Genomic DNA, 26,347 nt, shown 5'->3' with positions numbered 1-26,347 from the left:
ATGGTAACGACACCGATTTGGTTTAAGCGGCGACCGCCGCTGGCCGGCGCCGTCAGCAGGCGGCACCCGGAAAATTCGCCCCGATTGTACCGCAGGCGGGTCGTTCCGAAGGCTCGCGAGATGGCCTGCCATGCACCTCGGCAAACAATGGACTATCATAGCCCCATGAAATCCATCGCTTTTTTCAATTTGAAGGGGGGCGTTGGCAAAACCGCCGGTGCCGTAAATACCGCCTACTACGCCACCATGGATGGCTATTCCACGATCCTGTGGGATCTGGACGCGCAGGGTGCTGCCAGCTGGTATCTGCTCGGCGAGCGACAGCGTCAGCCTGGCATGGAGAAAATCTGGTCTCAGAAGGCGCCCATCAGCAAAGTGATCAAAGAAACACCCTACGAGGGCTTGGACGTGATCGGTGCAGCGTTTTCTAACCGCAACGCCGACGTGTTTTTGTCCGAGCTAGGGCTTCGGCGCATGCTGCTCAAGCGGCTGGCGGCGCCGCTGGAAGAGAACTACGACCTGCTCATTCTCGACTGTCCGCCCAGCCTGTCGCGGCTCACGGAGCAAATTTTTCACGCCTGTGACGCGGTGATCATGCCGCTGATACCGACGCCGCTGTCCCTCCGGGCCTACATGCAGGTGCGCACCTTTATGGACAAAGCGGGCCGGGTGGAAACCCCGCTGCTGCCGTATTTTTCGATGGTCGATCGCCGCAAGCGGCTGCACCGTGAGTGGCTGGAGAAGCCGCCGAAGGAACTCAAGAAGCGCCTCAAGACCTACATTCCCTACGCCTCCAACATCGAACAGATGGGCCTGCGTCAGGCGCCGGTCGGGGTTTACGCCCACAGCGATGTCGGCGGGCAGGCGATGTACGCACTTTGGCGCGAGATCAAGCGTCGGGTGAAGTAACCCTGCTCTCAGTCCTACCCAGGTTGAAGCAACGGTAGGACGCTACGGGCGACGAGGCAGCGGGGACGTTTGTAGACCCGAACTCATCACATTTCCGCCGGCCTGAACCTGACCAAAGCCCGTAAAGGGTTCAGTGTTGTAAACGCGGTGGTGTCGAATCGTCTCGGACGCCACCGGCTCCCCGTCCTCAAGCGCTGGCCGGAAGCGCGCGTACCTTAAGAGCTTTTGCGCTCGTCGGATGTTGGTGGCGTGCAGGTTGCTGCCGGTAAGATGCACTCTCGCCGGACGGCCGTCCGCCCGGACCTCAAGCTGAAAGTTGGCAAATACGTGGTCGTTGGCCCACTGGTAGCCGAGAAGACCCAGCGGGATCTCCGGGCCGTCAAAAATCAGCGCAGGCTTGCCCAGCGCCGCGTGTAGCGCCTCGGCTTCCGGACTCTCGGCGGCGCGCTGCCAGGCGAGCTGATACTGCTCAGCGGCTAAGCGGCGTCGGCTGAACAGCGTCAGCCAGTCGCCGGCGAACAGGTGCGCAGCCGCCGCTTCAGCCGGCTCAAAGGCCGCCGGATTTTCGTCGACAAGGTTGGCTGCTTGCTGTGCCAGCGTCAGGCCCCGGTCCACCTCCACGCTGCCGCTGCGCAGAAACACCTGAGACAGCCCTGTCATCGCCGCCACGCGAGCCTGGGCCGCTTCAGGGCTCTCGTTTGACGGGTCGGCGAGCTGCTGATCTTCAAGCAGCTGGTTAAAGGCCGATATGGCGTGCTTAAAGCGGCCCTGTTCGACAAGCCATTCGGCGAGCAGGTGGACCGCCGCCACCCGCCGGCTGCTCAACGCCGAGGTGTCTTTCTTGATCAGCTTGAGGTGCGTTCGGTAGAGCTGCTCCGTGCTGAAGTCTTCCTCCTGTGCAGCGAGCGACTGCGCGCGGGCCAGGAGCAGCGGAAGCTGGCGTCCATCGGTGGCGCCGTAGTGACGCTGAATCAGATTTTGCGCCCGGATCAGCGAACGGTCCGCTTCGTTGTGCCGGCCGAGTGTCTGCTGGGAAAGACCCAGCGCGAGCAGCGCACCCACCCAGCGCTCGTCAAACCATTTTTCACCCGGCCGGGCGACCGACAGGCCGCGCTCGAGCTGCTGCGTCGCCGGGCCGTGCTGTCCGCCGAAGTGAAGCGCCAGACCCCAGTCAACCCGTGCCCGTGCGATGGCCTCGCGCCGGGCTTCACCCTGCAGCGTTTCGACCCGGCGCTGCGCCAGCGTGATGGCCTGGCTGAAACGACCTTCCAGTAAGAGGTCACGCAGGGGATCGTTCGGCCGGAGCGCGTCGTAAAGCAGCGAATCCGGAATCTGATGCAACGATTCCAGCCCTTCCGGGGTCGAATCGAGCAGGGTGCCAAAACTCAAGGCGTCGGGCGGGGCGATCCGGCGCTCGCGATCCAGGTGCGGAAACTGGAACATCGGCGCCTCAGCGGTTGCGGTGGACGGAATGCTGGCTAGCGCCATCGCAAGCAGGGCAGCGAGGGCCATGACAGGCGATCCGAGTCGATGCATTAGGGTCTCCCGAGCGTTATGAACGGGCGTCCAACGTTTGCAGCCGCCCTACAATCAGGTTGTTGAAAAAGCCATCCATGGCCCATGTTCATATCGATGGCAACAACGCCAAGTGAAAAATGCGATTTTCCCTTGGCTCACATTTTCAATGGCTTGAAGCCATCAAAAATGCCGGCACATTCATGTGCCGGATGCAGCGCGTCGAAAAACTTCGTTTGTTGCACGCGCTGCTACGTAGACAGACAGGCGAGATAAACCGTTTCAGTGAGTGAGAACAATGACACAGGCCAAGAAAACCCGTAGCCGAATGCTCGACGGACGCAGCCTCCGATACCTGGGGCTGATCGCGGGCCTGCTGGGTCTGGTGTACCTCAATTCGTTTTCGATGCGAGGGCCCTCGGCCGAAGCGAACGGAGCGGTCAACTCAACGGCGACGAAGGAGGCAAACGCTCGGCGAGAGAGACCGACGCCCACTCAACCGATGGGCAAGCCCGCTGAAGCCTGGCTGGAAGCACTGTGGCTCGCGGATGAGGCCGAGGTAGCGGGACTGGTCGAAGCCGGTGTCGACGTGACGGCGGCACTGGACCGGCGCCAGACGCAGCCTCTTCACCTGTTGTTTTTTGGGTCTGGCTGCGAATTCGGCGCTTCCAAAGAAGGCGTGATTCCGGTGCTTGAGCAGCTGCTGGCAAACGGCGCCGACAGCAACGCGGCTGATGATCGTGGCAATACGCCGCTGATGCTGGCAGCCGCGGAGTGTGACCCGGCGCCGGTGCGCCGACTGCTGGCGGCCGGTGCCGACATGTGGGCGACCAATCTGCTTGGACTGACGCCTTTTGAGCTGACGTTGAGCAACGCCAGCCCCGCAGGCCTGGTGCTAACGGACGCCGGCTTCCGCCTGTCGGAGGACGCCTTTCAGCGGTACCGCGAGATCTATCATGATGAGCCGAAGGTGCTCGCCCACCTGGACGCAGCGCGACCCGAAGCGCCCTGATTCACCGCACTTTTCACGGCCTCTGAACGGTAGCAAGTGGCCGCCAACCGGTGTCCGCCAGTGGTTTCCCGCCGTCCCACAGACTTGCTCTTGCGCCCGCAAGTGGTTTAAATGGGGCGGTTATCCGGGAGGGGTGCATTTTGTGTCCAAAAAAACCTGCCTGCACATAGCGTTACTGGCGGTTGTTCTATCGGTTTCTAACGCTGTTTCTAGCGCCGAACTGCGGGGCCAGATCCAGCTGATGGACAGCGGAAAAGCAATGTCCAGCGTGACCGACGTGGTGGTGTATTTTCGACCCGACGGCGCCCAGCCCCAGCCGGCGGTCCGGCCGGCGGCGGACAGCTCGCAGGTGTTTGTGATGGGCACCCGCAAGAAGACGTTTGATCCCAAGGTCCTCGCGATTCCGGTGGGCGCCAGCGTGCGCTTCCCCAACCGTGATCCGATTTTGCACAACGTGTTTTCCGTGTCGGGCGGGAACGCCTTCGACGCCGGCCTGATTCCTAAGGGTGACGGCAAGACCCATCGCTTTACCGAGCCGGGACGAGTTCGGGTGTTTTGCAACGTGCACCAGGAAATGACGGCCAACATCCTGGTCCTGGAGACGCCCTATTTTACGTACCCCGATCGACGTGGTCGTTTTCGCCTGGAGGATCTTCCGGCCGGTCCGGGCACTCTGCTGGTGTGGCATGAGCGGGCCAACGCGTCGCGCCGGGTGAACACCGGTTCGAGCGACGCCGTCGAGATCGAACTGCCGTTGGTCAAGCGACAGGTGCCGAATCATAAGAACAAGTTTGGCCGGTCCTACAAGTCGAGAAAACGCCGTGGACGTTACTAAGTCGAAATCCCGACTGACTCTTGGGAGTCAGTTTTTCCTCCTCACCGCCGCCCTGATTGTGCTAGTGGTTCTCTCTGCCGTCGGCACGGGTGTCCTGCAGGGTCAGAAGCTGGCGGCCTCCTCGGTGGATGCCGCGCTGACCCGATCCACGGTGACCGAGTTTGATATCGAGCGCCTGCGTGCCCGCGAGGCGGAGGTGGGGTCCGAGATCCTCGCGAGCGATACGGCGGTCACCAGCTATGTGGCGGAGGCGGCGGAGCAGGACGTGCTGTCGTCGATCGCTGACCTTCTGGCCGAGCGGCAGTCTGAGTATGAGTTCGACCTGGCGATTGTGATGGATGCTGAGGGTCGCGTGCTGGCCCGAACGGATCGGCCGCTAACCGAAGAGGAGTCGCTCGCCGATGATCCGCTGGTGAATGAACTGATCAGCTTCCTCGCGCCGGTTTCCGCCATCTGGGGGCAGGGGGATGAGCTGTATCAGGTGTCGATGATGCCGATGGATCAAAACTTCACGCTGATCGGGTTCCTGGCTGTCGGTAAGCGGATCGACGCTGACTTCAGCGACGAAATCAAAAACGCCACCGGCACCGAACAGATCTGGGTTAATCAGGCTGGCGGTATCGTCACCAGCACGCTGCCGGATGATGCGACCCAGCAGATCATCGACGGCCTCGGCGGCATGGGTGGCTCGCTGGAGGAGATGCTCGGCGGCGAAACCGAGGGCTTTCGCCGGGAAGTACAGGTTGCCGGCGCCAAGTGGATGCTCAACGCTGAGCCGGTCTCGCTCGACGAAGAGACGATGGTGGCAGCCGTGATTACCGGCGTGTCGGTGGATTCGCTGATGGCGCCCTTCGAACGCCAGGCGTGGATCCTCGGCGGGGTAGGGCTGGCGGCGATTGTCGCCGGCATGGCCCTATCGTTGGCGCTTTCCAAGCGGCTGGCGCGGCCCTTGGGGGCGCTGACCGAAGCGGCCAATGCGGCGGGTGCTGGCCACTACGAGCAGCACTTTAACCACAGCGGCAGCCAGGAGATTGTGGATCTGGGCAACGCGTTCGAAACGCTGCTCAGCGACCTGCGGGAAAAACGTGACATGGAAGAGTACGTGTCGGACCTGTCGCGCTACCTACCCGATCCGGCTTTTGAGCAGGGCAGCGTGACTCGGACACAGCAGCCCGGCAGCAAGCCGGCCCGTGAGCAGCTGGCGCTGCTGGCGCTCGACTACCGCCACATGGCCAACCCGGAGCAAACCGGAAGCGCTGAGCAAAACGTTCGGCAGTTCCAGTCGACCCTGTCGCAGATCGCGGCGCTCGCCGAAGCGCTGGACGCTCGGCTTGAGTCGTTTACGGGGCACCGGGCGCTGATCGGGTTCCGGGGTGAACTGGCGATTGCCCACGCGCTCGAGTTTGCCGGTCACGTGGTGGAGTTTGCCAGCGATCAGCCCAGCAAGGCTCTGGTTATGGGCACCGTCGATCGAGGCATGGTTCGGGCAGGCATGTCCAGCGCGGAGGTGCTCATCGGCAAGGCGAGCCATCAGGTTGACCTGCTGCTGGAAGAAGCGCAGCCCGGCACGCTGCTCTTTGCGCCGTCGATCCGGGACCAGGTTGGCGAGCTGCTGACTTCGGTCCAGAAAAAACCGATGTTTCACAAGGGTCGGATCAGCGGCCGGAAGTACCTGGCGCTGAGCAACGAACACCTGGCGGAGTTTGCTGCTGCCGTCTCTGACCAAACCCTGGCGGCGGACCGCACCGATGCGGCTGAGAGCGTGATTGAAAGCGTCTCAAAAACCCGCGAGGTGGTGCCGGGTGACGTGTTTGCCGGCCGCTTCGAGATTGTGTCGATTCTGGGCCAGGGCGGCATGGGCATGGTCTACAAGGCGCTGGACCGCGATCTGGATGACTTTGTGGCGCTCAAAACGCTGCTGCCGACCATGGCGAGCGACGAAAAGTATCTCCAGCAGCTCAAAGAAGAAATCAAGCTCGCGCGCATTATTACCCACCCGAACGTGCTGCGGACCTTCGACTTTGGCAGCTATGAAGGGGTGGCCTACATCTCGATGGAGTACGTGCGCGGCATGACGCTTAAGTATCTGATGCGCCAGCGCTCGCGCCTGCCGTTCTCCGCCGGCCTGCGGATCGTCCGCCAGACCTGCGCCGGGCTTGCCGCGGCGCACGGCAAAGACGTGGTGCACCGGGACATCAAACCCGAAAACATCATTCTCGAGGCCGCCGGCAACGCCAAGCTAATGGATTTTGGTATTGCTCAGCCGGTGCGCAACGATGAGGCGTCAAGCGGCGTGTTTTTTGGCACGCCGCGCTACGCCGCACCGGAACAGATGGCCGGGGATCCCGTGGATGCCCACGCGGACGTCTACGCCAGCGGCGTGGTGATCTATGAACTGTTTGGCGGCGTCACCCCGTTTGCGCAGACCGACATGATGGCGATCTACGAGGCGAAGCGCGACGCGGAGTTTGCGCCGCTGAGCGACGTCTGGGAGGAGTGTCCGGCGGCGCTGGATCGGGTCGTCAGCCGCTGTCTGGCACCGGATCTCAAGACCCGCTTCAGCGACGCGGCCGAGCTGGCGGCCGCATTGAGCAGCCTTCGCGCATGAGCGGGTTACGCCGGCTTACCAGCCTGCTGCTGCTCGCGGCGGGTAGCACTGCCGCGCAAGAGGCTAGCTGGGAGGCCTACGGGGAGGCGCGGGCGAGAGCAGACCAGGTGACCGATCTGCCCGACGGCGGGGAGGTTGACCGCGTCCGTTTTCACGGCCTGTTTGGCGCGCGACGGTTTCTGTCCGACCGGCTTGAGGTTGGGGCTGCGCTCAAAGTGGCCATCGGCAACGACAGCAATTCAGACAACGTTCGCTTTCTCGATAACGAAGAATCCGACGAGGTTATGCTGGGTGAGGCGTACCTGCGGTACTTCCTGAGCCCTGACACGCTGCTGGAGGTCGGGATGGCGCCAATGCCGCTGACGTTGACGCCCGCCACCTGGGATCACGATCTGCGCGCCATGGGCGCGTCGGTGCAGCAGGATTTTACTGTCCGCGACTTCGACCGTCTGTCGTTTCTCGCGGGGACCTTCCGGGGCATGCACATCGATGAAAACCTGACCGAGCTCAACGCGTTCCAGGTCAACTGGGAGATTCTCGAGGGTTCGCCGAAGGGCGGCTCCGTGCGGCTGGGTTACCTCGACTTCGACAACTTAGACGTGCTGGTGGAAGACCGCCGGACCCGCACAAACCGATTGCTTAACGGCAGCCTCGCCAACGATTACGAGATGCTGGATTTACAGCTCGAGATGGTCTGGCCGACTCGCTTTGGACCGCTGCTGGCGCAGCTGGACGTGATGCAAAACCTGGCGGCGGAAGAAGAGGACGAGGGCGCCCGCTTTTCGGTCATTCTCGGGAACGCGTCACGGATCGGCGGCTGGGAGGTCGGCTATTCGCTGCAGCGCATCCAGCGCGAGGCGGTGATGGCGGCCTTTAACGAAGACGACTGGTGGTTTCCCACGGCGATGCGGGGTTATATGCCCTGGGTGAGCTACGGCTTCAGCCCGAATCTGCACGTGCGGCTCGCGGCGTTTGTCGAGCGGCGGGACGGCCTCGACGATGACCTGAAACGGCTGCTGCTGGATTTCAACTGGCGGCTGGACTAAGGCGAGCCGCGAAAAGATTCAAGATCCTTCCGACCGGTAACACCTCAAAAACATCCCCACGCAGGCGTCCAGATACGCCTGGTTGTCCTCTTTAGTGGGGCCGCCCGGCACGTTGAGCGTGGCCCGCATCAGATGTTCGCCCTGGATCATGTAGAGCAGCTGCCGCGCGGCGGTCGGCACGTCGTCGATGGCTAGGGTGCCCTGCGCCACCTGGCCCTGTAGGTAGGCCTCCAGCGAGCTTTTCATCATCGCGGGACCGACGTCGTAGAAGATGGCTGACAGCCGGGGATTGGTCTCTGCGTGTGTAATCAGCAGGCGCTTAAGCCTGATGGCCTCGTCGGAATGCATCAACGAACTGAATTGGCCAACCATGTTTTTCAGCACGTCCCCGACTGGCAGGGCGGGGTCCAGCGCCTCAGCGCTCAGCTCGTGCGCGGCGCACTTGTTTCTGACGCACGCTGAGAATAGCGCTTCCTTATTCGAAAAATGCGAATAGACCGTCTGTTTGGATACGCCAGCGTTTTCCGCAACGAGATCCATGCTGACGCCGTCGTACCCTTTCTCCAGGAAGAGCTGGGAGGCGCTGACATAAATCTGCTCTTTCTTGCTGGCGCTTTTAGGACGCCCGCGGGGGGCCGGTGCGCTGGCCTGCATGTTTCCTTCACTCCGTGTCATTTATAAAACTAGACTGTCCAGTCTAGTTGTTTTAGTATTTCTAGACTGCTTAGTTTAGAAATAGAGCAAACAATGCGCAAATCAAGTCTGAGCAAGCCCCAATTTCTTCGCCCCGTGCTGACCGCCGCTGCCCTGCTGGGCCTGGCCGCCTGTAGCCAAAACGCTGATCCCGAAGCCGGGCAGGTTGTCACCCAGCCTGTCGAGATGGCGTCGATTCAGCCGCAAACCACTTACGCCATCCGGCGGGATTTTGCCGGGCTGGTCGTCCCCGCGCAATCCACCGACCTCGGTTTTGAGCTGGCCGGCAAGGTTTCGATGCTCACCGCCGACGAAGGTGAAACGGTCCAAGCGGGTGAGCGGCTGGCGATGCTCGATACCGATCTACTGCTTGACCAGCGACGGGAGCTGTCCGCGCAGCTTGAAGAAATTGTCGCAAATATTGAACTTAATCGACTGAATAATAAGCGAATTGTTGAGCTCGAAAGCAAAGGGTTTGCGTCCAAGCAGCGAGCTGACGAGCTGGCCACCGAATACGACACGCTCAATGCGCGTCAGGCGCAGGTCGAAGCGGCGCTGACCACCAACCAAACGCGCATTGATAAATCCGAGCTGCGCGCGCCGTTTGATTCCACCGTAAGCGCGCGCTTTGTCGACGCCGGCGCCGTGGTTAATGCCGGCACGCCGGTGCTGCGGCTGCTGGAATCCGGTCAGGCGGAAGCCCGGGTGGGCGTGCCGGTCCGGATGCTGGATTCACTCTCGGTGGGGCAGGACGTCAGCCTGTCGGTGGCCGGCCAGGCAACCACCGGGCAGGTAATCGCCCTCGGCCAAAACGTGACCCGTTCGACGCTGACCGTGCCGGTCCGGGTTGTGCTGGCGCCGGATGCACCGGCAGTCTTCGGCGACCAGGCTTACCTGCAGCTCGACGAGACTATCGTCGCGGATGGCTTCTGGGTACCGCTGGAGGCGATTACCGAGGGCATGCGAGGGCTGTGGAACGTTTACGCGGCTCGCCCCGAGGATGACGGCTCTGCTTACGTGATTGAATCGCGCGACGTGCGCGTGCTGTTTGCCGAAACGCGCCGCGCGTTTGTGAGCGGAGCGCTGGCCGGTGATGAGCTAATTGTTCAGTCGGGTTTGCATCGTCTGGTGCCGGGTCAGCGCGTCGTTCGCGCTAAGGCGACGCCGCAGCTCGGGATGTCCGCCGCAATTGACGAGACGACTCGCAGCGGGGAGTCAGGCTGATGATGGGCGACTACCTTCGCAACGGCCGGGTGCTGGCCCTGTCGGTTGCACTGCTGATCGTGGCCGGACTGGCCGGGATAACGTCACTGCCGCGAACCGAAGACCCTCAGGTGCTGAACCGCCTGGCGCTGATCATCACGCCGTTTCCGGGCGCGACCCCTGAGCGCGTTGAGTCGCTCGTCTCCGAGCCGATTGAAAAGGAACTGCGTCGCCTGCCGGAGGTGGACTACACCAGCTCAACATCGCGCGCCGGCCTGTCGGTGGTTCGGATCGAGCTGAAAGATTCGGTGAGCGAGACTGCGCGGGTCTGGTCAAAAGCTCGAGACTATCTGAACGACGTCGTCGACGAGCTGCCAGCCGGAACCGGCGAGCCGGAGTTTTTTGACGACCGCGGCTATGCGTTCACCACCATCCTCGCGCTGACGTGGCAGGGTCCAGGTTCGCTCGACCTGGGCGTGCTCGGCCGCTACGCCGATGAGCTGGACACCCGCCTGCGCAATGTCCCTGGCACCGAACTGGTTCGCCTCTACGGTGAGCCGGAGGAAGAAGTGTTGATCGAGATCAACGGCCCCCGGCTAACGGCGCTGGGCATGACGCCGCAACAGGTCGCCGCCGCGGTTGGCCGCAGCGACGCCAAGGTGGCCGCCGGGCTGCTGACCAATACCAGCAATCAGTTTCAGGTGGAGGTAGCAGGCGAGCTCGACTCGCTGGAGCGCATCGCCGAGATCCCGGTTCGCGTGGATGTTGAAGGCGAAACGGTTCGGGTCGGTGATGTGGCCACGGTTCGTCGTGCGCTGGTAGACCCGCCGGCCGACTTGGCGATTGTCGACGGGAAATACTCGGTGGTGCTCGGCGTGCGGATGGAAAAAAACACGCGCGTTGACCGCTGGACCGGGCGCATCGAGGAGGCGCTGGCGGAGTTCAGTGGCGGCATGTCGAGTAACGTCGACGTTGAGGTCCTGTTCGACCAGGACGCCTATACCAGCGTCAGGCTCGGAACCCTGATGATGAACGTGCTGATGGGCTTTGCGCTGATCCTGGGGGTGCTGATGGTGACCCTGGGGCTGCGGGCTGCCATTGTCGTCGCGCTCGCGTTACCGCTCACCGCCGCCTTCACCCTGGCGGTCATGAACTTCTACGGCCTGCCGATTCACCAGATGTCGGTCACAGGCCTGGTCGTGGCGCTAGGCATCATGGTGGACAACGCTATCGTGATGGTTGACTCGATCCAGCGCCGCTATCGGGACGGGCAGCGAGCTATGGCGGCGATGCTCGGCGCCATCCGCCACCTATGGGTACCGCTGCTGGGCTCCACGCTGACCACGATCCTGGCGTTTTCGCCCATTGCCCTGATGCCCGGACCGGCCGGAGAGTTTGTCAGCGGCATTGCGCTGTCGGTGATCTTCTCCCTGATTGGATCTTACGTCATCTCTCATACCGTGATTGCCGGCCTCGCCGGCCGGGTGCTGCGGGCCTGCCCGCGCCAGGGGGAAGGCGGCTTTATCTGGCAGGGACTACAGACGCCCGCCCTGGGGCAGTGGTTCCGGCGGCGACTGCGCTGGTTTATGGCCCATCCGGCGATCAGCCTGGTGGCGGTGCTGGTGCTGCCGATCGCCGGATTCCTGTCGGTCGGAGCGATGACCGAACAGTTCTTTCCGCCGGCCGACCGAGACATGTTCAGCGTCGAGGTGCGTCTGCCGCCGCAGAGCAGCATTCGGCGCACCGAAACGCTGGTTGCCGACATTCGCAGCTTCCTCGCCGAGGAGCCTGAGCTTGAGCGCCAGTCGTGGTTTATCGGCAAGGGTGTGCCGTCGTTCTACTACAACATCAGAAGCAACCGGGATGGTGAGCCCCAGTTTGCGACCGGCATGCTGGACATGACCGATTTCCGTGCGGCCAACGAAGCCATTCCGCGGCTCCAGAAAACCCTGAGCAGCCGCTGGCCGGAAGCGCAAATTGTCGTGCGCAAGCTGGAGCAGGGGCCAGGTTTCCAGGCGCCGATTGAGCTCCGGCTGTACGGACCCAGCATCGAGCGCCTGAACCTGCTCGGTGAGCAGGCCCGGCAGATTCTATCCCTCACGCCGGACGTGATCGCAACCCGCGCGACGCTGGAAGATGCGGCGCCCAAGGTGGTGGTTCAAACCCGCGAGGAGGTTTCACGTCAAAGCGGCCTGGAGCGACTGGACCTCGCCGGTCAGCTGCAGGCCGGGCTGTCGGGGCAGATCAGTGGCTCGGTCCTTGAGGGCAGTGAAGAGCTGCCGGTGCGCGTCCGGGTCGGCAACGCCAGCCGCGGCACGCTGACCGACCTCAGCAACGTTTACCTGGCACCCCAACGTGCCGTTGCCGGTAACGAGTTTCAGGGTATGCCCGTGACGGCGCTTGCCACGCTCGAGCTCAAGCCCTCCAGCGGCGCCATCGCCCGGCGGGACGGGCAGCGCGTCAACACGGTGGAAGGCTACCTGCGGGCTGACGTGCTGCCGGACTTGGTCCTGACGCAGTTCAAACGGGCGCTGGCTGACAACGGCTTTGTCCTGCCGGCCGGTTACACCATGGAGTATGGCGGGGAAGCTTCCGGCCGCAACGATGCCGTGGGCAGCCTCTTATCCAGTGTCGGGATCATCCTGACCTTGCTGGTGCTCGTGGTGGTGCTGTCGTTCAACTCTTTCCGCCTGAGCGCGATTATCTTCTCTGTGGCGGGCGCCTCGATGGGGCTGGGTATCCTCAGTGTTTTTGCCTTTGGCTACCCGTTTGGCTTCACCGTGATTGTCGCGCTGATGGGTCTCATGGGCTTGGCCATCAATGGCGCGATTGTCATTCTGGCGGAGCTGAAAGGGGATCCAGCCGCCTGCCGCGGCGAGGTTGCGCCCATCATCGAGGGCGTCATGAGCTGCACCCGCCACATCAGCTCCACCACGATCACCACGGTCGGTGGCTTTATGCCGCTGATTCTTGAGGGTGGGGGCTTCTGGCCGCCGTTTGCGATCGCCGTCGCGGGCGGCACGGTTCTGACGACCACGCTGTCGCTGGTTTTTACCCCGCTGGCCTTCCGCTTCTTTGCGGTCCGGCGCGCATTTGAGGTGAATCAGGAGGGGGGTGCGGTGGTCAATCTCGATCCGCGCCAGCCGTCAGAAGAGCTGGCCGGCCTGCGCCGGTCAGCCTAAGACCAGGATCAGGACCGGGCGACGTTGAGCGCCTGGCCGGGTCGCAGACGCTCCGCGCCCCGAATAACCAGTTCGTCACCGGCGGTGACATTGCCGGTGACCTCCACGTGGTCACCAAGCCCGACGCCGGTGGTCACGTCCACTCGCTCCGCGGTGGATTCGGCGGTTACCCGGTATACAAACATTTCGCTGCCGCGCAGCACCAGGGCATCCCGGGGAATCGACACCAGCTCCCGGACTTCGCTGCTGGGCAGGGCAACCCTCACGGCGCTGCCGATCACCCACTCCGGCTCGCTGACCGCTACCCGGATCTCAATCATGCGCGACCTTTCGTCGCCCACCGGGATCACGGTTCGAACCGCGTTGTCGCGGCTCAGGTACTCATCTTTCACCGTGACGGTCGCGCCATCGCGCACAAACCGTGCGGCGCTCACCGGCGCCTGAACCCGGATCTCTTTGTCGTCGGTATCCACCAGCCGCGCCACCGGTACGCCAGGATTGAGAAACTCACCCGGCTGCACGAGTCGCTCGACCACGCGGCCGGGGAAAGGCGCGCGGATCCGGCTGCGTTCGATGTTGTAGTTGATCTGCTCCCGCGCCACCTTGGCCGAGTTGAGCTGCTGGCTCACCACCTCCGCCTGCGAACGCGCCTGATCGAGCTGGTTCGCGGCGGCGTTGTTGGTGTCAGCGAGCTGGTCAAGCCGCGCGACCTGCGACGCTTCGTACTTGAGCTGCGCTTCGAGCCGCTTGATGTTGGCGTCGTTGTCCGCAAGCTGCAGGCTGAGCATCCGGTCGTCGACCCGCGCAATTTCGCCGCCCGCCCGCAGCGCCGTGCCTACCTCGGCCACCCAGGTGGCCCGGCCGCTCACCTCCGCGGCGATACGCGCGTCGTTACGGCTGACCACCGTGCCCGGAAACCAGCTGGTGGACGCCACTTCCTGGCGCACGGCGAGCGCTGTTTCTACCTGGACGGGTGGTGGTCCGTCCTGCGCTAGCGTTGGGCCGGCGAAGACTGAAGCCAGCAGGATTAGCGAGGGGGCAATCGTTGCGTGTTTCATGCGACAGACTCCAAAGGCTGCGTCTGAACCGGCTTGGGTTCAAGCATATCGGGCTTGCTGCGACCGAGGCGCAGCAGGCTCGGCAGCATAATCAACGTAAACAGCAGGCTGATGGTCATGCCGCCGACGATGGCGGCCGCCAGGCCACGATAGATCACGCTACCGGCGCCCGGCAGCAGCAGCAGCGGCAGCATGCCGAAGATACTGGTTGTGGTGCTCATAAAGATCGGCCGCAGACGCTGCTCGAGCGCTCCGCGGACCGCCTCGTCACGGCTGGCGCCGTCCGCCTCAGCCTGACGCGTGCGGTGCACCAGTAAGATGGCGTTGTTGACCACCAGGCCGAGCAAAATGATGAATCCGATCATGGTAAGCAGGTCCATCGGCTGCAGCGAAATGAGGTTTAGGAGCTTCAGCGCCACAATCCCGCCCACGGTGGACATGGGAATGGTCACCATCACCAGGGCGCTGTCGCGCAGCGAGCGGAACAGGCCCGCCATCAGCAGGAAGAGGATCAGCAGCGCCAGGCCAAAATTCTTGGACATGGTGGCGATCGCTTTGTTGAGCGCGTCTGCGCTGCCGCCATAGAGGATGGCGCCGTCAGCCGGCAGCATGGCCTTGAGCGCCGGCTCGACTTCTTCTTTGACAATCGACACCGCAGATTCCAGCGAATAGGCTTCAGGTGGATTGAAGTTGACCGTGACGGTGCGCCGTCCGTCGAGCCGGCTGATGCTGTTGGGGCCGGTGGCGCGCCGGACGCTGGCCAGCTCGCCAAAGGGCACCACCGCGCCGCTGGGCGTGACCACGGGCACCGCCGCCAGCGCTTCGGGGCTGGTCCAATCCTGGGCGCTCAGGATGATGTCCATCCGCTTTTCGCCGTCGAAGTATTCCCCGAGCCAGAGGCCGCTGCCGAGCGTTCGGACCAGTGATCCCACCGCGCGGCGATCCCAGCCGAGTTCGTTGATGCGCTGATCGTTGGGCGTTAGCCGCAGCTCCGGCGTGGCGTCTTCTGTGCTGGGCCAGATCTGCACATTCGCCCCCGGAAACTGCTCCGTGAGGAGGCGCCGGGCTTCACCGGCCGTGGCGTACAGCGCGGCGCTGTCGGAAGACTGGAGGCTAAGCGAAATTGCTCGGCCGCCGCCGAAGCCGCCGAACAGCAGGCCCTGCTCGGGGTACCCGGCAAAATCCGGAATTCCCGGGAAAATTTCGGTGCGCAGGATCTGGACAAGCTCGTCAACGCGGCTCTGATCCTGCACCCGTACGCCGATGGTGCCGCCTTCGGGCCAGCCCCAGATGTAATAGTTTTTCAGCGCGGGCTCTTTCTCGCCGTCCATGTACGGTTGCAGGCGCTCGACGATGGTTGCATACACCTCGTCGCGCTTGACGTCCTGGGTGGAGCCCGGCGGCATTTGCAGGAACGCGTCCACCGCGTCGCGTTTCACCGGCGGCAGGTAGTCCATCTGGGGAAACAGCCAGATACCGAGGGCCAGCGGACCGGCGATTAGACCCACCACCCAGGCGACGCGGCGCGTCGGTGTATCGGTCAGTTGCATCAGGAAGTCGGCCATTTGGCCATAGCCGCCGTTCGCGGCGCGGCTGCGAAGCGTCTTGGCTCGCAGCCAGTTGCCCGCCAGCGCCGGCAGCACGGTGATGGCCACCAGCATGGAGATGACCACCGCTATGGCGATGGTCAGCGCAAGGTCCGCAAACAGCTGACCCTCCACATCCGCGAGGAACAGCACCGGAATAAAAATGGCGACCGTGGTGGCGGTCGAGGCCAGCAGCGCGCCCTGGACCTGACGGGTGCCGGTGAGGGCCGCCACGGTGGCCACCTGGCCGCTCTCGCGCAGGCGCACGATGTTCTCCGCCACCACAATCGCGGCGTCCAGCACCATGCCCACCGCAAAGGCGAGACCGGCCAGCGAGATGATGTTGAAGCTGCGACCGGTGAGCTGCAGCACAATAAAGGTGGCCAGCAGCGAGACCGGGATCGCGCTTGCGATCAGGAGCGTGGCCCGGCGATCGCGCAGGAACCACCACAACACGCCGATGGCGAGCAGGATGCCCAGACCAAGGTTGCCCAGGACCAGGGAGACCGCCCGCTTGATAAACACCGACGCATCAAAAGACTGCTCGATGCCCAGGCCCGCTTCGGCCAGGGGCCCGTCGCGCAGCAACGCAACCTCGGCTTTAACGCGGTTGAGCGTTTCCAGGACGTTCGCGCCGCTTTGCCGGTCGATGCGAATGCCAAGCGCCGGGTTGCCGTTCTGCACCATCACGCCGTTGGTGCGGCCGCGGGCCACCTCGATGTCGGCGATGTCGCTGAGGCGGATAGGACGGCCGTCGCGCCAGTCGAGGATGAGCTCACCGAGGCGTGACGGATCGTAGCGCCCTTCAAAACGGAGCGTGTACTGGCGTCTCCCAATGTCCACAAAGCCGCCCGAAACGTCGTTGGCGCTACCCGCCAGGGCCGCCACGCGCGGCAGCTCGATGCCCAGCTCGGCGGCGCGATAGGGGTCGATGCGGATCTGCAGCTCCTGGGCAGAGCCGGCGTTGATCTCGATGCTGGCAACACCGGGGATCGCCTCGATGCGTGGCCGGACCACGTCGTTGATCAGCCGCTGATAGTCGTTGATGTTGCCGGGCGTGCCAGGCAGCAGCTGCACAAAAAACCACGTGAGCTGGTTGTTGGCGTTGCCACCGCCAAACCCCTGGCCGAGGTTGACCACGGGCTGCTCAGCGTCAGCCGGCAGCGGCGGCAGCCTATTCATGCGGCTGATCACCTCCAGCATCGTTTGCTGCATATCGGTGCCCAGCGAGAAGCGCAGACCGACAAAAGCCCCGCCGTTGTTGGCGTTGCCCTGCAGTGCCTCCAGACCAGGAAGGCCCTGCAGCACCCGCTCCTGCGGCTCGAGGATCTCCGACTCCACCTCTTTCGGGGAAGCGGCCCGCCAGCCGGTCCAGACGCTCATCTGAGGCTGTTCGATGTCGGGCAGCAGCTGAATCGGTAGACTGGTTAGCGAGGTGAGCCCAAACAGGGCCACAATGGCAACAACCACCCCCACGGTAGCGGGATTGGCGACAGCGGCGTCGGTCAGTTTCATGGTGGCCCCTCCACCAGCGATTCTCCTGGAGGGACCATAGGCCCCGCGTTCAGCGCCGGTCAGTGCTACAAGTCATTGCTGCGGTTGCCTTTCTTGTGTCCTTTCGAAGTTTCCGAAAGGGCCCTGGAGCAGCATCGTTCCGTCTTGAGGTATGAACGCGGTGGTAGCAACAGGTTCAAAGCGTCGCCGAAAATGCCAGCGTGACAGGGGCATCAGATGCTGCTCGCGGCTGCTGCGCACCAGCATCAGGCGGCCATCGCGCAGGGTGACCTCGAGGCTAGAGGGCGCCTGTGAGCCGGGAAACCGCTGAGTCGCCTGCGTATAGCGCCCGGTGAGGGATTCGAGGTGAGCCATCGGCTGCGGTACGCCCGGCGCATAGCTGGGCGTCAGACCGTCAACGACGTAGTCCATCACGCGACGCCGCATGGCCCGCAGCGTGCTGCCCTGAAAAGCGTTGATCAGCACGCAGAACCCCAGCCCGGCGTCGCGGTTATACGCGCAGTGGGTAAGGTAACCATCCGCGTCGCCGCCGTGGCCGTGAAAAACGAAACCCCGATGGGCCTGGTGATAGTTGCCCAGCCCGTAGCCGAAGACCAGTCCACCCCCTGCGGCTGCCGTCGTCGCCGGGTTCTCCATGCGCCGAAGCTGTTCAACCGTGTAGTGGCGCTTACCGTCCAGGATCCCGTCGCCGAGCATCAGACTGAGCCAGCGACTCAGTTCCGCAAACGGCAGGTTGAGCGCACCGAAGGGCCGATACAGCATGTGCCAGTAACGGATTGGCGTTTTACCGTCCCGGTCGTAGCCGCCGATCAGCTTGGGTTTGACCGTCGCCGAAAAGGTTGCCTCGGCCATACCCAGTGGGCGCAGCACCTGTTCGGTCAGGTAGGTTTCGAAATCGCGATTGAGATGTTTCTCCATCGCGGCCGCCGCAACGCCGGCCCCGCTGTTGCTGTACGAGCTGTGAACGCCGGGCGGCCACTTCAGACGACGTGACTCCGGCGCGACTTTGAGCGCGTCGGTCAGCGGCAGCGGTACGTTGTGGTCCCACTCCTCGCGCACCATGTCGGTAAGCCCGGCGCTGTGCTCGAGCAGCTGGGCGATCGTCACCGGGTGTTGTTGGGCCCAATTGTTCTGCACCCAGCGATCAGCGTTGAGCGCTGCCAAGGTTTTGGTCAGGGACAGCTCGCCCTCACCCTCGAGCCGGACAAACGCCATCCCAACAAACGCCTTAGTGATCGATCCGATCCTGATCCAAACGTCGGGATGCATCGGCTCGGGCTGATCCCAATGGGTGACACCCAGGCCTGCGGCGTGTCGGATCCCCTCCTTGTCGACGATCATCACCAACGCGCCGGCGACGCCGGCGTCCTTTCGCAGCTGTTCCAGATCGTTCTTTAGGTCAGCAAAGCTGTCGCCGAGCGCCGGCGCGGCACCCAGCAAGGCAAAGAGGAAAGCGAAAACGACAGTGCAGGAACGCGCCATCACTTAATAGAGCTGGTAGGCGTAGACCAGCAGCACGGTCAGAGTGATCCAGACCAGGATCATGAGCGGCACGCCTACCTTAACGAAGTCGATGAACTTGTAGCCCCCGGCATTCATGACCAGCAAGTTGGTCTGGTAGGCCATCGGCGTGCAGAAGCTCAGGTTCGCGCCGAACAGTACGCCGAGAACAAACGGTTCTACGGGTAAGCCAAGCTGGGTGGCAATCTCAATGGCGATCGGTGTGCCGATGACGGCCGCCGCGTTGTTGGAAACGACGTTGGTCATCAGGCCCATCAGCAAAATCAGGCCGGCGAGCACGGCGGAGGGCGGCAGGCCGAAGGTGGCTGCGAGGAACAGGTCGGCCAAAAATGCGGCGCCGCCGGTGCGCATCAGGGCAACGCCGAGTGCGAGCGACGCCACGACAATCAGGATGACCTGGGAGGACAGCGCGTTGGTCGCGTCGCGCCAGTTGAGGCATCCGGAGATGATCATCAGGAAAACGCCGGCCAGGGCGCTGACCTCAATCGGCACCAGGCCCAGTGCCGCTGCGCCCACGACGCCAATCAACGTCAGCAGCGCAATGGGTGCCTTGCTGGTGTGGGGCAGGGTGGTGCTGCCGTCGAGCACCAGGAAGTCGCCGCTGGTTTTGGTGTTGGTGAGTTCTTCGGGGGTGGACTGCACGAGGAGCACGTCGCCGGTCAGCAGCGTGACTTCGTCGATGTCGCGGCTGCGCCGCGACTCTTGGCGCTCAGCCCGGTGCAGCGCGAGGAAACGCAGCCCGTAGCGGCTCTGCAGGCGGGCCTGGTTGAGCCGCGTTCCGACGAGCCGTGACCCTGCCGTGATAGCCACCTCAGCCAGCTGCTGGCTGCCGGCGGTGAGCGGGTGCTCGGCGTCGACCAGGGTGTTGCCCGAATACAGCTTGCCGCCCAGCTGCCGGGCAAACTCCCGCAGGCGGCTCGGCGTGTCGGAGGTGCTGAGGCGGTCGCCGGCGCGCAGCTCAACGTCCGGCAGCGGCGTCACAAACACGCCCACCTCGCGCTGGATCTTTTCGACCTTCAGCGCCCCCTCAGTACGCTCCACCGCCTGAGTCAGCGTCTGGCCGACCACCGGACTGTCTTCGTCCAGCACCAGCTGGGCGGTGAACACGCGCGATGACACGTTTTCCAGCGGCGCCTGCCGCGGTGGCACCAACCGAGGCGCAACCAGCCAGAGGTAGACAATCGCCACTAGACCGGCCAGCCCGGCGATCACAATAAAGTCGAACATGGCAAACGGCGCCACGCCCATGTCCTCGGCCACCGAGACCACCAGGAGGTTGGTGGAGGTGCCGATGGTCGTGGACATCCCGCCCAGCAGGCTCGCGAGCCCCATGGGCAGGAGCGTGGCGGTGGGAGACGCGTTCGTGCGCACCGCCACGCCAATCAGGATTGGCAGCATCAGCACCACGATGGGAGTGTTGTTGATAAAGGCACTCAGCGTGGCGGTAATCACCAGCGTTGCGAGCAGGGATATCAGCGGTCCCCGCCGCCAAAGCTTCGCCAGCCAGCGACCGACCGGCTCCAGCGCGCCGGTGCGAACCAGCCCATTGCCCACAATCATCAGGGCGCAGACCGCCACCAGCGCTTTATGCCCGAAGCCGTGGAAAAAGTCCGTAACCTCCAGCCGGCCCTCCAACGACTCGTAGGGGAACAGCCGAAAACCCAGCGCCAGCACCACAAGCACAAACAGGCTGGTGGTCTCCAGCGGAATGTTTTCGCGGGTGAAAAGTATGAGCGCCAATCCGGTCAACGCCAGTACCGCTATGGCGTGCGGATCGGGCATGGTGATATCCATTGAGCGGATCATAAAGGTCCCGGGCGGCGGCGGCCAGCGGTTGAGGGGGCGCCTGTGGCAAAGTATGCTCCGTGTCGTAGTTCGCTTCACCACGCACGCAAAAGACGATGAAAAACACCCAGATGCCGCAACGAGACGAGGCGCTGCCCGGCCGCGACGACCCGATGCGGGCGCCTGCGGCCCATCACGTCTCAGGCGCCAAGATGGCGGCTCCCTTTCCTGACGGTTCGGAGCTTGCGGTCTTCGGCATGGGTTGTTTCTGGGGAGCGGAGCGCCGGTTCTGGGAGCTTGATGGCGTCTACTCAACGCAGGTGGGCTACGCGGGTGGCTTTACGCCCAACCCGAGCTACCAAGAGGTTTGTACTGGCCTGACTGGCCACGTAGAGGTGGTTCAGGTGGTTTACTTCCCCGAGGTGATCGCCTTCGGGGACCTGCTCTCGGTGTTTTGGGAGGCTCACGACCCGACGCAGGGCATGCGTCAGGGGACCGATATCGGCACCCAATACCGGTCGGCGATTTTTGCCGCGCTCGACGGGCACCTGCAGGTCGCGAGGGACTCTCGGGATCGCTACGCTGAGCAGCTGGCTGACGCGGGCTTCGGCAGCATCACGACGCAGATTGAGCTTTCACCGGGCTTTTACTATGCCGAGGAATACCATCAGCAGTATCTGAGCAAGAATCCGCTAGGCTACTGCGGCCTTGAGGGCACCGGAGTCCCGGTGAGCTAACACCCCAGCGCGGCCTTGGTCCCGCGGCACATTTCTACCGTTTATACACACCGGATCGATGGAGATTCATCCATGAAAAATTGGTTTTTGCTGACCCCTTTGCTGGCGCTTGTGCTGGGAGTAGCGCCCGGCGCTGCTGACGAGGTTCCGGAACGAACGCTCAACAACGGGAACCTGATCTTGTCGGATATTCCGGACATTCCCGCTTCGCTGGCCCAGGATCTGAACCGCTATGAAAACGTACGGTCCGGTGCGTTCCGGGCCTGGGCGCGTGACGGCCAGTCGCTCTATATCACAACGCGCTTCGGCGACACCGGCCAGCTGCACCGGGTAGCGATGCCGGGCGGCGCCCGACAGCAGCTCACCTTTTTCTCCGAGCCCGTCTCCGGCGTACAGCGTCAGCCCGGCGGGGACCTGATCAGCTTCCTGATGGATACCGGCGGCAGCGAGTTTGACCAGCTGTACCTGTTCGACCCGGCAACCGGCAAAAGCCAGATGGTCAGCGACGGTGAGTCGCGCAACGGTTCAGTGCTCTGGGATGACAAGGGCGAGCTGATGGCTTTTCAAAGCACCCGTCGCAACGGGCGGTCGAACGATATCTGGGTGATGCCGTTTGATCAGCCGGCCAGCGCCAAGGTGGCGCTGGAAGCCCCCGACGGTGCCTGGTGGGGACCCGCGGCCTTCAGCCCTGAGGGTGAGCAGCTGCTGGTCCAGCAGTATGTGTCGGCGACCAGCTCGAGCATCTACCTGGTGGATCTGGCGAGCGGTGAAAAGCAGACGGTCGCCGGAGGCAATCCCGACGTTGCCGGCCGGCATCTGGCTGCGGACTTTGATCGCGGCGGGCGTGGGATCTACTACCTGACCGACGTGGGCAGTCAGTTTGCTCGCCTGGCCTATAAAACGCTGGAGCCTGGTGCGACCGCCCGCATCATCACGGAAGACATTCCGTGGGACGTGACGGGCATGACACTGAGCGACGACAAAACCCGCGGCGCATTTGTGGTCAACGAGGAAGGCTTTGCCAAACTCTATCTGCTCGACCCGGCAACCCAAACCTATCGGCGGGTTGAAGGGCTGCCGGTGGGCATCGTCGGCGGCCTGAGCTTCAGCCCGGACGGCAGTGCGCTGGCCATGACCCTGAACACGCCCCAGTCGCCCAGCGATACCTTTGTGCTGGCGCTCAAAGACTCGCCGCTGGAACGCGGTGAGGTCACCCGCTGGACCTACAGCGAGGTCGGCGGTATGGACACGGACAAATTTTCGGTGCCCGAGCTGGTCCGCTTTCCCACGTTTGATGAGGTGGACGGCAAGAAGCGCACGGTTCCCGCGTTTGTTTACAAGCCGCGGAGCCGCGGGCCTCACCCGGTGATCATCAACATTCACGGCGGTCCGGAAGGACAGTTCCGGCCCTCCTTCCGCAGCACCTATCAACTCTGGATCGATCGCCTCGGCGCGGCGGTGATCGCACCGAACGTTCGCGGCTCAGCGGGTTACGGCAAAGACTATCTGTCGCTGGACAACGGCTACAAGCGTGAGGACTCCGTCCGGGATATCGGCGCGCTGCTTGACTGGATTGGCACCCAGCCCGACCTGGACGCCGACCGGGTCGCAGTCATCGGCGGCAGCTACGGCGGTTACATGGTGCTGGCAAGCGCGGTGCACTATTCAGACCGACTGCGGGCGGCCGTCGATGTGGTCGGTATCAGCAGCTTTGTCACCTTCCTGGAAAACACCCAGGCGTATCGACGGGATCTGCGGCGCCCCGAATACGGGGACGAGCGTATCCCGGAGATGCGGGAATTTCTCAACCGCATCAGCCCGCTCAACAACACCGAGAAGATTCGGGTGCCGCTGTTTGTGGTGCAGGGTGAAAACGACCCACGGGTGCCCGTGACCGAGGCGGAGCAGGTAGTGGCCGCCGTGCGTCAGCAGGGTCCCAAGGTTTGGTACATGAACGCGCTGGACGAGGGTCACGGCTACGCCCGCAAGCCTAACCAGGATATCTATCGGCAGGCGGTGGTGCTGTTTTTTGAACAGCACCTGCTCTAGAAAACAAGCTAGCCGGCCGGGCAAAAAAAACCGGGCGCCCCAGCGGGCGCCCGGTCCGTTGACTCAACGTTTCTGGCTTAGAACCAGCGTCGGCTGACGAGCACCATCGCCAGGATCAGCAGCACGATGGCGACCGGCCCCGGGCCGGGCACTGCGGTCGGGTTGCCCGATCCCGCGCCGCCGCCGCCGGTCACCGGCGCGGCGAACGTCACGGCAAGCTGAGGTACCGCCGTGGCGGTCGGGTTTTCCCGCGACTCGAACCGGTACGCGGTTCGGATGTCGTCCTCTTCGCCCAGCAAAATCCAGCCGTCGTTGACGGCGGACCCACCAACCCATGCCTGCACATCGCTCGCCAGGCCCGTAAAATCATAGGGCCCGCCGAGGCTCAGAATATCGGAGGTGGAGCTGGGCGTCGCAACAAAGTCACCGCCGGGGGAGAGCCACGACTGCGAACCAAAAATGCGCTCCGTCCAGGTGGCGTCACCCGCGGTGGCTGAGTCGCCGGTACCGCCGGGGGAACCCGCATTTGAGGTGCCTTCCCCCCAGCTGCCGTTCACGCGGTGCAGGGTAAACGTTCGGACCGTGCTCCCCGGCGCGGCCATGGACTGGGTCAGCGTCAGCGTAGCGCTGTTGATGGTTGAACCCACCGGAATGCTGCTGAAGTCAAAGGCCAGCAGGGCGCGGCGGTTGTCACCGTTGTTGGTTTGGCCGGCGTACAGGTGAGGCCCCAGAGCGTTGCTCAGGTCGAGCCCCGGTTCGGCAAACAGCGAGGTATCGCGGCTCGGCTCGAGGGTGATGGTGGTCTGGGCCCAGCCGCTGAGCGGCAGGACCAAAAACGCCGCGGCAAAAGCGGCGCGCTTCCAACTGACATGCATGGCGATAGTTCCTGGGCTACAAGCGTTCTAGTGTAATGACCGGTTCATCGCTTGTCAGCGGATGGCTTAAGCATAATCCGGCGCCAACTGTGGACCCGATCACAGAATCGAGGGGCGGAGAGGACGGTCTGCTACCATTCGCGCCATTCCGTTTCCCGATTCATTCTTCATGAGCCAAATGCCCCCGTTACCCGCGCCGCTGGTGGCGCCCGAGCGAAGTCTGGTTGAATTTACGCTGAAAGCGTTTGTGCTCGGCGCGGTGCTGTCGATGCTGCTGGCCGCGGCCAACGCCTACATCGGGCTGCTGGTGGGTCTGACCGTGTCGGCCTCCATCCCGGCGGCCGCGGCGTCGATGGGCGTGCTGCGGCTGTTCCGGCGCTCCACGGTGCTAGAGAACAACATGGTGCAGACCGCCGCGTCCGCCGGCGAGTCGCTAGTGGCCGGCATCATCTTTACGATCCCCGCGCTGGTCATGATGAACGCCTGGTCGGGCTACGAGTACGGGCCGATGGTGGCCATTGCGGTACTCGGCGGCATCTTGGGCGTTGCCTTTACCGTCCCGCTGCGTCGCGCGCTGATCGTTGAGGCCCGCCTGAAGTTCCCCGAGGGCGTAGCCACCGCCGAGGTGCTCAAAACCGGCGGCATCGAGACCGACCGCGATCACCCGGAGTACCGCGCGGACGACACGGCCCGCCGGAGCTTTGGCCTGCTCCTGAAGGCGGCCGGGCTTGGCGCGGTGTTCAAGCTGCTGGAGTCCGGCGTCGGCCTGCTGGCCGGCGGCGTGGCGGCAACGCGCGCGTGGTTCGGAGGCAACTATCTGTTCACCGGTGACGTGACCCTGAGCCCGGCGCTGGCAGGTGTTGGCTATATCGTTGGCCTCAACATCGCCGTCCTGGTTTTTCTCGGCGGCGCCATCGGTACGCTGATTGGTGTACCGCTCAACTGGGCGTTTAATTCAGCGTCGATTCTCGCAGCGACGGGCATCGATCCGGCCATCGACTGGTCGACGCTCACGGCGAGCCAGTGGGGCGCGCTCGCTGGCCAGTCATGGCAGGACTGTCGGCGGATTGGCGTCGGCGCGATGATGATCGGCGGCGTGTGGTCGCTGATCAGCCTGCTGGGGCCGCTCGCCAGCGGCGTCAAAGCCAGCCTGGCGGCCTATCGATCGGCTGGGGACGGAGGCAGCGGCCTGCTGCGCACCGAGTACGACACGCCGATCAACTACGTGGCGACGGTCGCGCTGCTGGCGGTGGTGCCGCTGTTCGGGGTGTTTTACCTGGCGCTGGGCGACTATCCAGATCGCGTGTTGATCGCCAGCGTCATGACCGCGCTGATGCTGATCTTCGGCTTTATCTTTGCATCGGTTGCCGGCTACATGGCGGGCCTGGTCGGCAGCTCCAACAACCCGATCTCGGGCGTCACCATCGCCACCGTAATTGTCTCAGCCCTCATTCTCCTTCAGCTCATGGGCAGCGACGGCGTCGCAGCAACGCTCGGTCCCATCGCGGTGATCTATCTGGCCGGGCTGATCTGCTCGGCAGCGGCCATCGCCGGTGACAACATGCAGGACCTCAAGTGCGGTCATATTCTGGGCGCCACTCCCTGGCGCCAGCAGGTGTTTCAGGTGGTTGGCGTGATTGCCGCCGCGATGGTGATTCCGTTTGTGCTGGGCGTGCTCGATCAGGGTTATGGGATCGGCCGGCCCAGCCCGATCAACCCTGACGCACAGCCGCTGGCGGCGCCCCAGGCCGGCCTGATGCAGGCGCTTGCCACCGGGATCTTCGGGGGTGGTATCGAGTGGAACTTCATCTTTATGGGCTTTGGTCTGGCGGTGGTGCTGATTGTGCTGGACAAGATCCAGGAGAAGCGGGGGTCGTCCTTCCGTTTCCCGGTGCTCGCCGTAGCCGTTGGCGTCTACCTGCCGCTCGGGCTGTCGGTGCCCATTTTTATCGGGGGGCTGCTCGCCCACCGCGTGGCGCAGAAAGCCCGGCACCTGCCGGAAGCGGAGCGCAGTGCCGGGCAGGGTAAAGGTCTGCTGATTGCGTCCGGACTCATTACCGGCGAGGCGCTCATGGGCGTGCTGGTGGCCATCGTGGCGGCGTTTGTGATGCCGCTGCCGCTGCTCAGCGGTTTTGCGTTTGCCGGTGCGCTGGGGAGCGCCGCGCTCTTGCTGCTGATCATTTACCAATATCGCGGATCGCTCATTCGCTGAGCGGCG

At 63.7% G+C, this 26,347-nt stretch carries 17 protein-coding genes; 10 read left to right on the top strand and 7 right to left on the bottom strand.

All coding sequences use genetic code 11. The features are described from left to right. The first annotated feature begins 165 nt into the window (after positions 1-165). Positions 166-909 carry an AAA family ATPase gene (locus tag AAF358_23930; protein ID MEM7708627.1) on the top strand — a complete coding sequence of 248 codons (744 nt, stop codon included), beginning with the start codon at positions 166-168 and terminating at the stop codon, positions 907-909. A gap of 42 nt (positions 910-951) precedes the next feature. Here AAF358_23930 and AAF358_23925 read toward each other — a convergent pair whose 3' ends face one another. Next, positions 952-2,445, bottom strand: a complete 1,494-nt coding sequence (locus AAF358_23925) for a hypothetical protein (GenBank protein MEM7708626.1) — start codon at positions 2,443-2,445, stop codon at positions 952-954. 277 nt (positions 2,446-2,722) lie between these two features. On the opposite strand from AAF358_23925, the gene AAF358_23920 reads away from it, so the two are divergent. The 4 genes from AAF358_23920 (at position 2,723) to AAF358_23905 (ending at position 7,925) form a co-directional block, all read left to right on the top strand. Continuing rightward, a complete protein-coding gene (locus AAF358_23920) occupies positions 2,723-3,436 on the top strand; it encodes a hypothetical protein (GenBank protein ID MEM7708625.1) in 714 nt (237 codons plus the stop codon). Between the two features lie 259 nt (positions 3,437-3,695). After that, entirely contained in the window at positions 3,696-4,271 is a 576-nt protein-coding gene (locus tag AAF358_23915; GenBank protein ID MEM7708624.1) for a hypothetical protein, read from the top strand. After that, entirely contained in the window at positions 4,258-6,879 is a 2,622-nt protein-coding gene (locus AAF358_23910; GenBank protein MEM7708623.1) for a protein kinase, read from the top strand. Before AAF358_23915 ends, AAF358_23910 begins: the two co-directional genes overlap by 14 nt. Then, positions 6,876-7,925 (top strand): hypothetical protein, encoded by a 1,050-nt coding sequence (locus AAF358_23905; GenBank protein ID MEM7708622.1) that lies wholly within the window; start codon positions 6,876-6,878, stop codon positions 7,923-7,925. Before AAF358_23910 ends, AAF358_23905 begins: the two co-directional genes overlap by 4 nt. Before the next feature lie 18 nt (positions 7,926-7,943). On the opposite strand, the gene AAF358_23900 is transcribed toward AAF358_23905, so the two are convergent. Continuing rightward, positions 7,944-8,579, bottom strand: coding sequence for a TetR/AcrR family transcriptional regulator (locus AAF358_23900; protein MEM7708621.1), 636 nt, complete (start codon positions 8,577-8,579; stop codon positions 7,944-7,946). Between the two features lie 93 nt (positions 8,580-8,672). Between AAF358_23900 and AAF358_23895 the strand changes: the two genes are divergently transcribed. Both AAF358_23895 and AAF358_23890 read left to right on the top strand, forming a co-directional pair. Continuing rightward, entirely contained in the window at positions 8,673-9,842 is a 1,170-nt protein-coding gene (locus tag AAF358_23895) for an efflux RND transporter periplasmic adaptor subunit (protein MEM7708620.1), read from the top strand. Next, the gene (locus tag AAF358_23890) at positions 9,842-13,003 is read left to right on the top strand and encodes an efflux RND transporter permease subunit (GenBank protein ID MEM7708619.1); all 3,162 of its coding nucleotides are present in this window, start codon (positions 9,842-9,844) and stop codon (positions 13,001-13,003) included. The genes AAF358_23895 and AAF358_23890 overlap by 1 nt, the downstream gene beginning before the upstream one ends. An 8-nt stretch (positions 13,004-13,011) precedes the next feature. Here the strand turns inward: AAF358_23890 and AAF358_23885 are convergent, their stop codons facing one another. From AAF358_23885 to AAF358_23870, 4 genes are all read right to left on the bottom strand, one after another. Further along, positions 13,012-14,061, bottom strand: a complete 1,050-nt coding sequence (locus AAF358_23885) for an efflux RND transporter periplasmic adaptor subunit (GenBank protein MEM7708618.1) — start codon at positions 14,059-14,061, stop codon at positions 13,012-13,014. Then, positions 14,058-17,162 (bottom strand): efflux RND transporter permease subunit, encoded by a 3,105-nt coding sequence (locus AAF358_23880; GenBank protein ID MEM7708617.1) that lies wholly within the window; start codon positions 17,160-17,162, stop codon positions 14,058-14,060. Before AAF358_23880 ends, AAF358_23885 begins: the two co-directional genes overlap by 4 nt. Positions 17,163-17,234: 72 nt before the next feature. After that, positions 17,235-18,644 carry a serine hydrolase domain-containing protein gene (locus tag AAF358_23875; protein MEM7708616.1) on the bottom strand — a complete coding sequence of 470 codons (1,410 nt, stop codon included), beginning with the start codon at positions 18,642-18,644 and terminating at the stop codon, positions 17,235-17,237. A gap of 3 nt (positions 18,645-18,647) precedes the next feature. After that, complete coding sequence (locus tag AAF358_23870) at positions 18,648-20,465, bottom strand: SLC13 family permease (protein MEM7708615.1); 1,818 nt, start codon at positions 20,463-20,465, stop codon at positions 18,648-18,650. 119 nt (positions 20,466-20,584) lie between these two features. Here AAF358_23870 and msrA point away from each other — a divergent pair, with 119 nt between their 5' ends. Both msrA and AAF358_23860 read left to right on the top strand, forming a co-directional pair. Beyond that, positions 20,585-21,205: a peptide-methionine (S)-S-oxide reductase MsrA gene (gene msrA / locus AAF358_23865; protein MEM7708614.1), complete on the top strand. Its 621-nt coding sequence runs from the start codon at positions 20,585-20,587 to the stop codon at positions 21,203-21,205. Between the two features lie 72 nt (positions 21,206-21,277). Then, positions 21,278-23,254 (top strand): alpha/beta fold hydrolase, encoded by a 1,977-nt coding sequence (locus AAF358_23860; GenBank protein ID MEM7708613.1) that lies wholly within the window; start codon positions 21,278-21,280, stop codon positions 23,252-23,254. Between the two features lie 77 nt (positions 23,255-23,331). On the opposite strand, the gene AAF358_23855 is transcribed toward AAF358_23860, so the two are convergent. Beyond that, positions 23,332-24,129: a DNRLRE domain-containing protein gene (locus tag AAF358_23855; GenBank protein ID MEM7708612.1), complete on the bottom strand. Its 798-nt coding sequence runs from the start codon at positions 24,127-24,129 to the stop codon at positions 23,332-23,334. A gap of 169 nt (positions 24,130-24,298) precedes the next feature. Here AAF358_23855 and AAF358_23850 point away from each other — a divergent pair, with 169 nt between their 5' ends. Beyond that, a complete protein-coding gene (locus AAF358_23850; GenBank protein MEM7708611.1) occupies positions 24,299-26,341 on the top strand; it encodes an oligopeptide transporter, OPT family in 2,043 nt (680 codons plus the stop codon). Positions 26,342-26,347 lie beyond the last annotated feature (6 nt).

Source organism: Pseudomonadota bacterium (genome assembly GCA_039033415.1).
Classification (GTDB): Bacteria; Pseudomonadota; Gammaproteobacteria; order Xanthomonadales; family SZUA-38; genus JANQOZ01.
The sequence above is the reverse complement of the archived record's forward strand: the minus strand, read 5'-3'. Positions and strand labels throughout refer to the sequence as shown.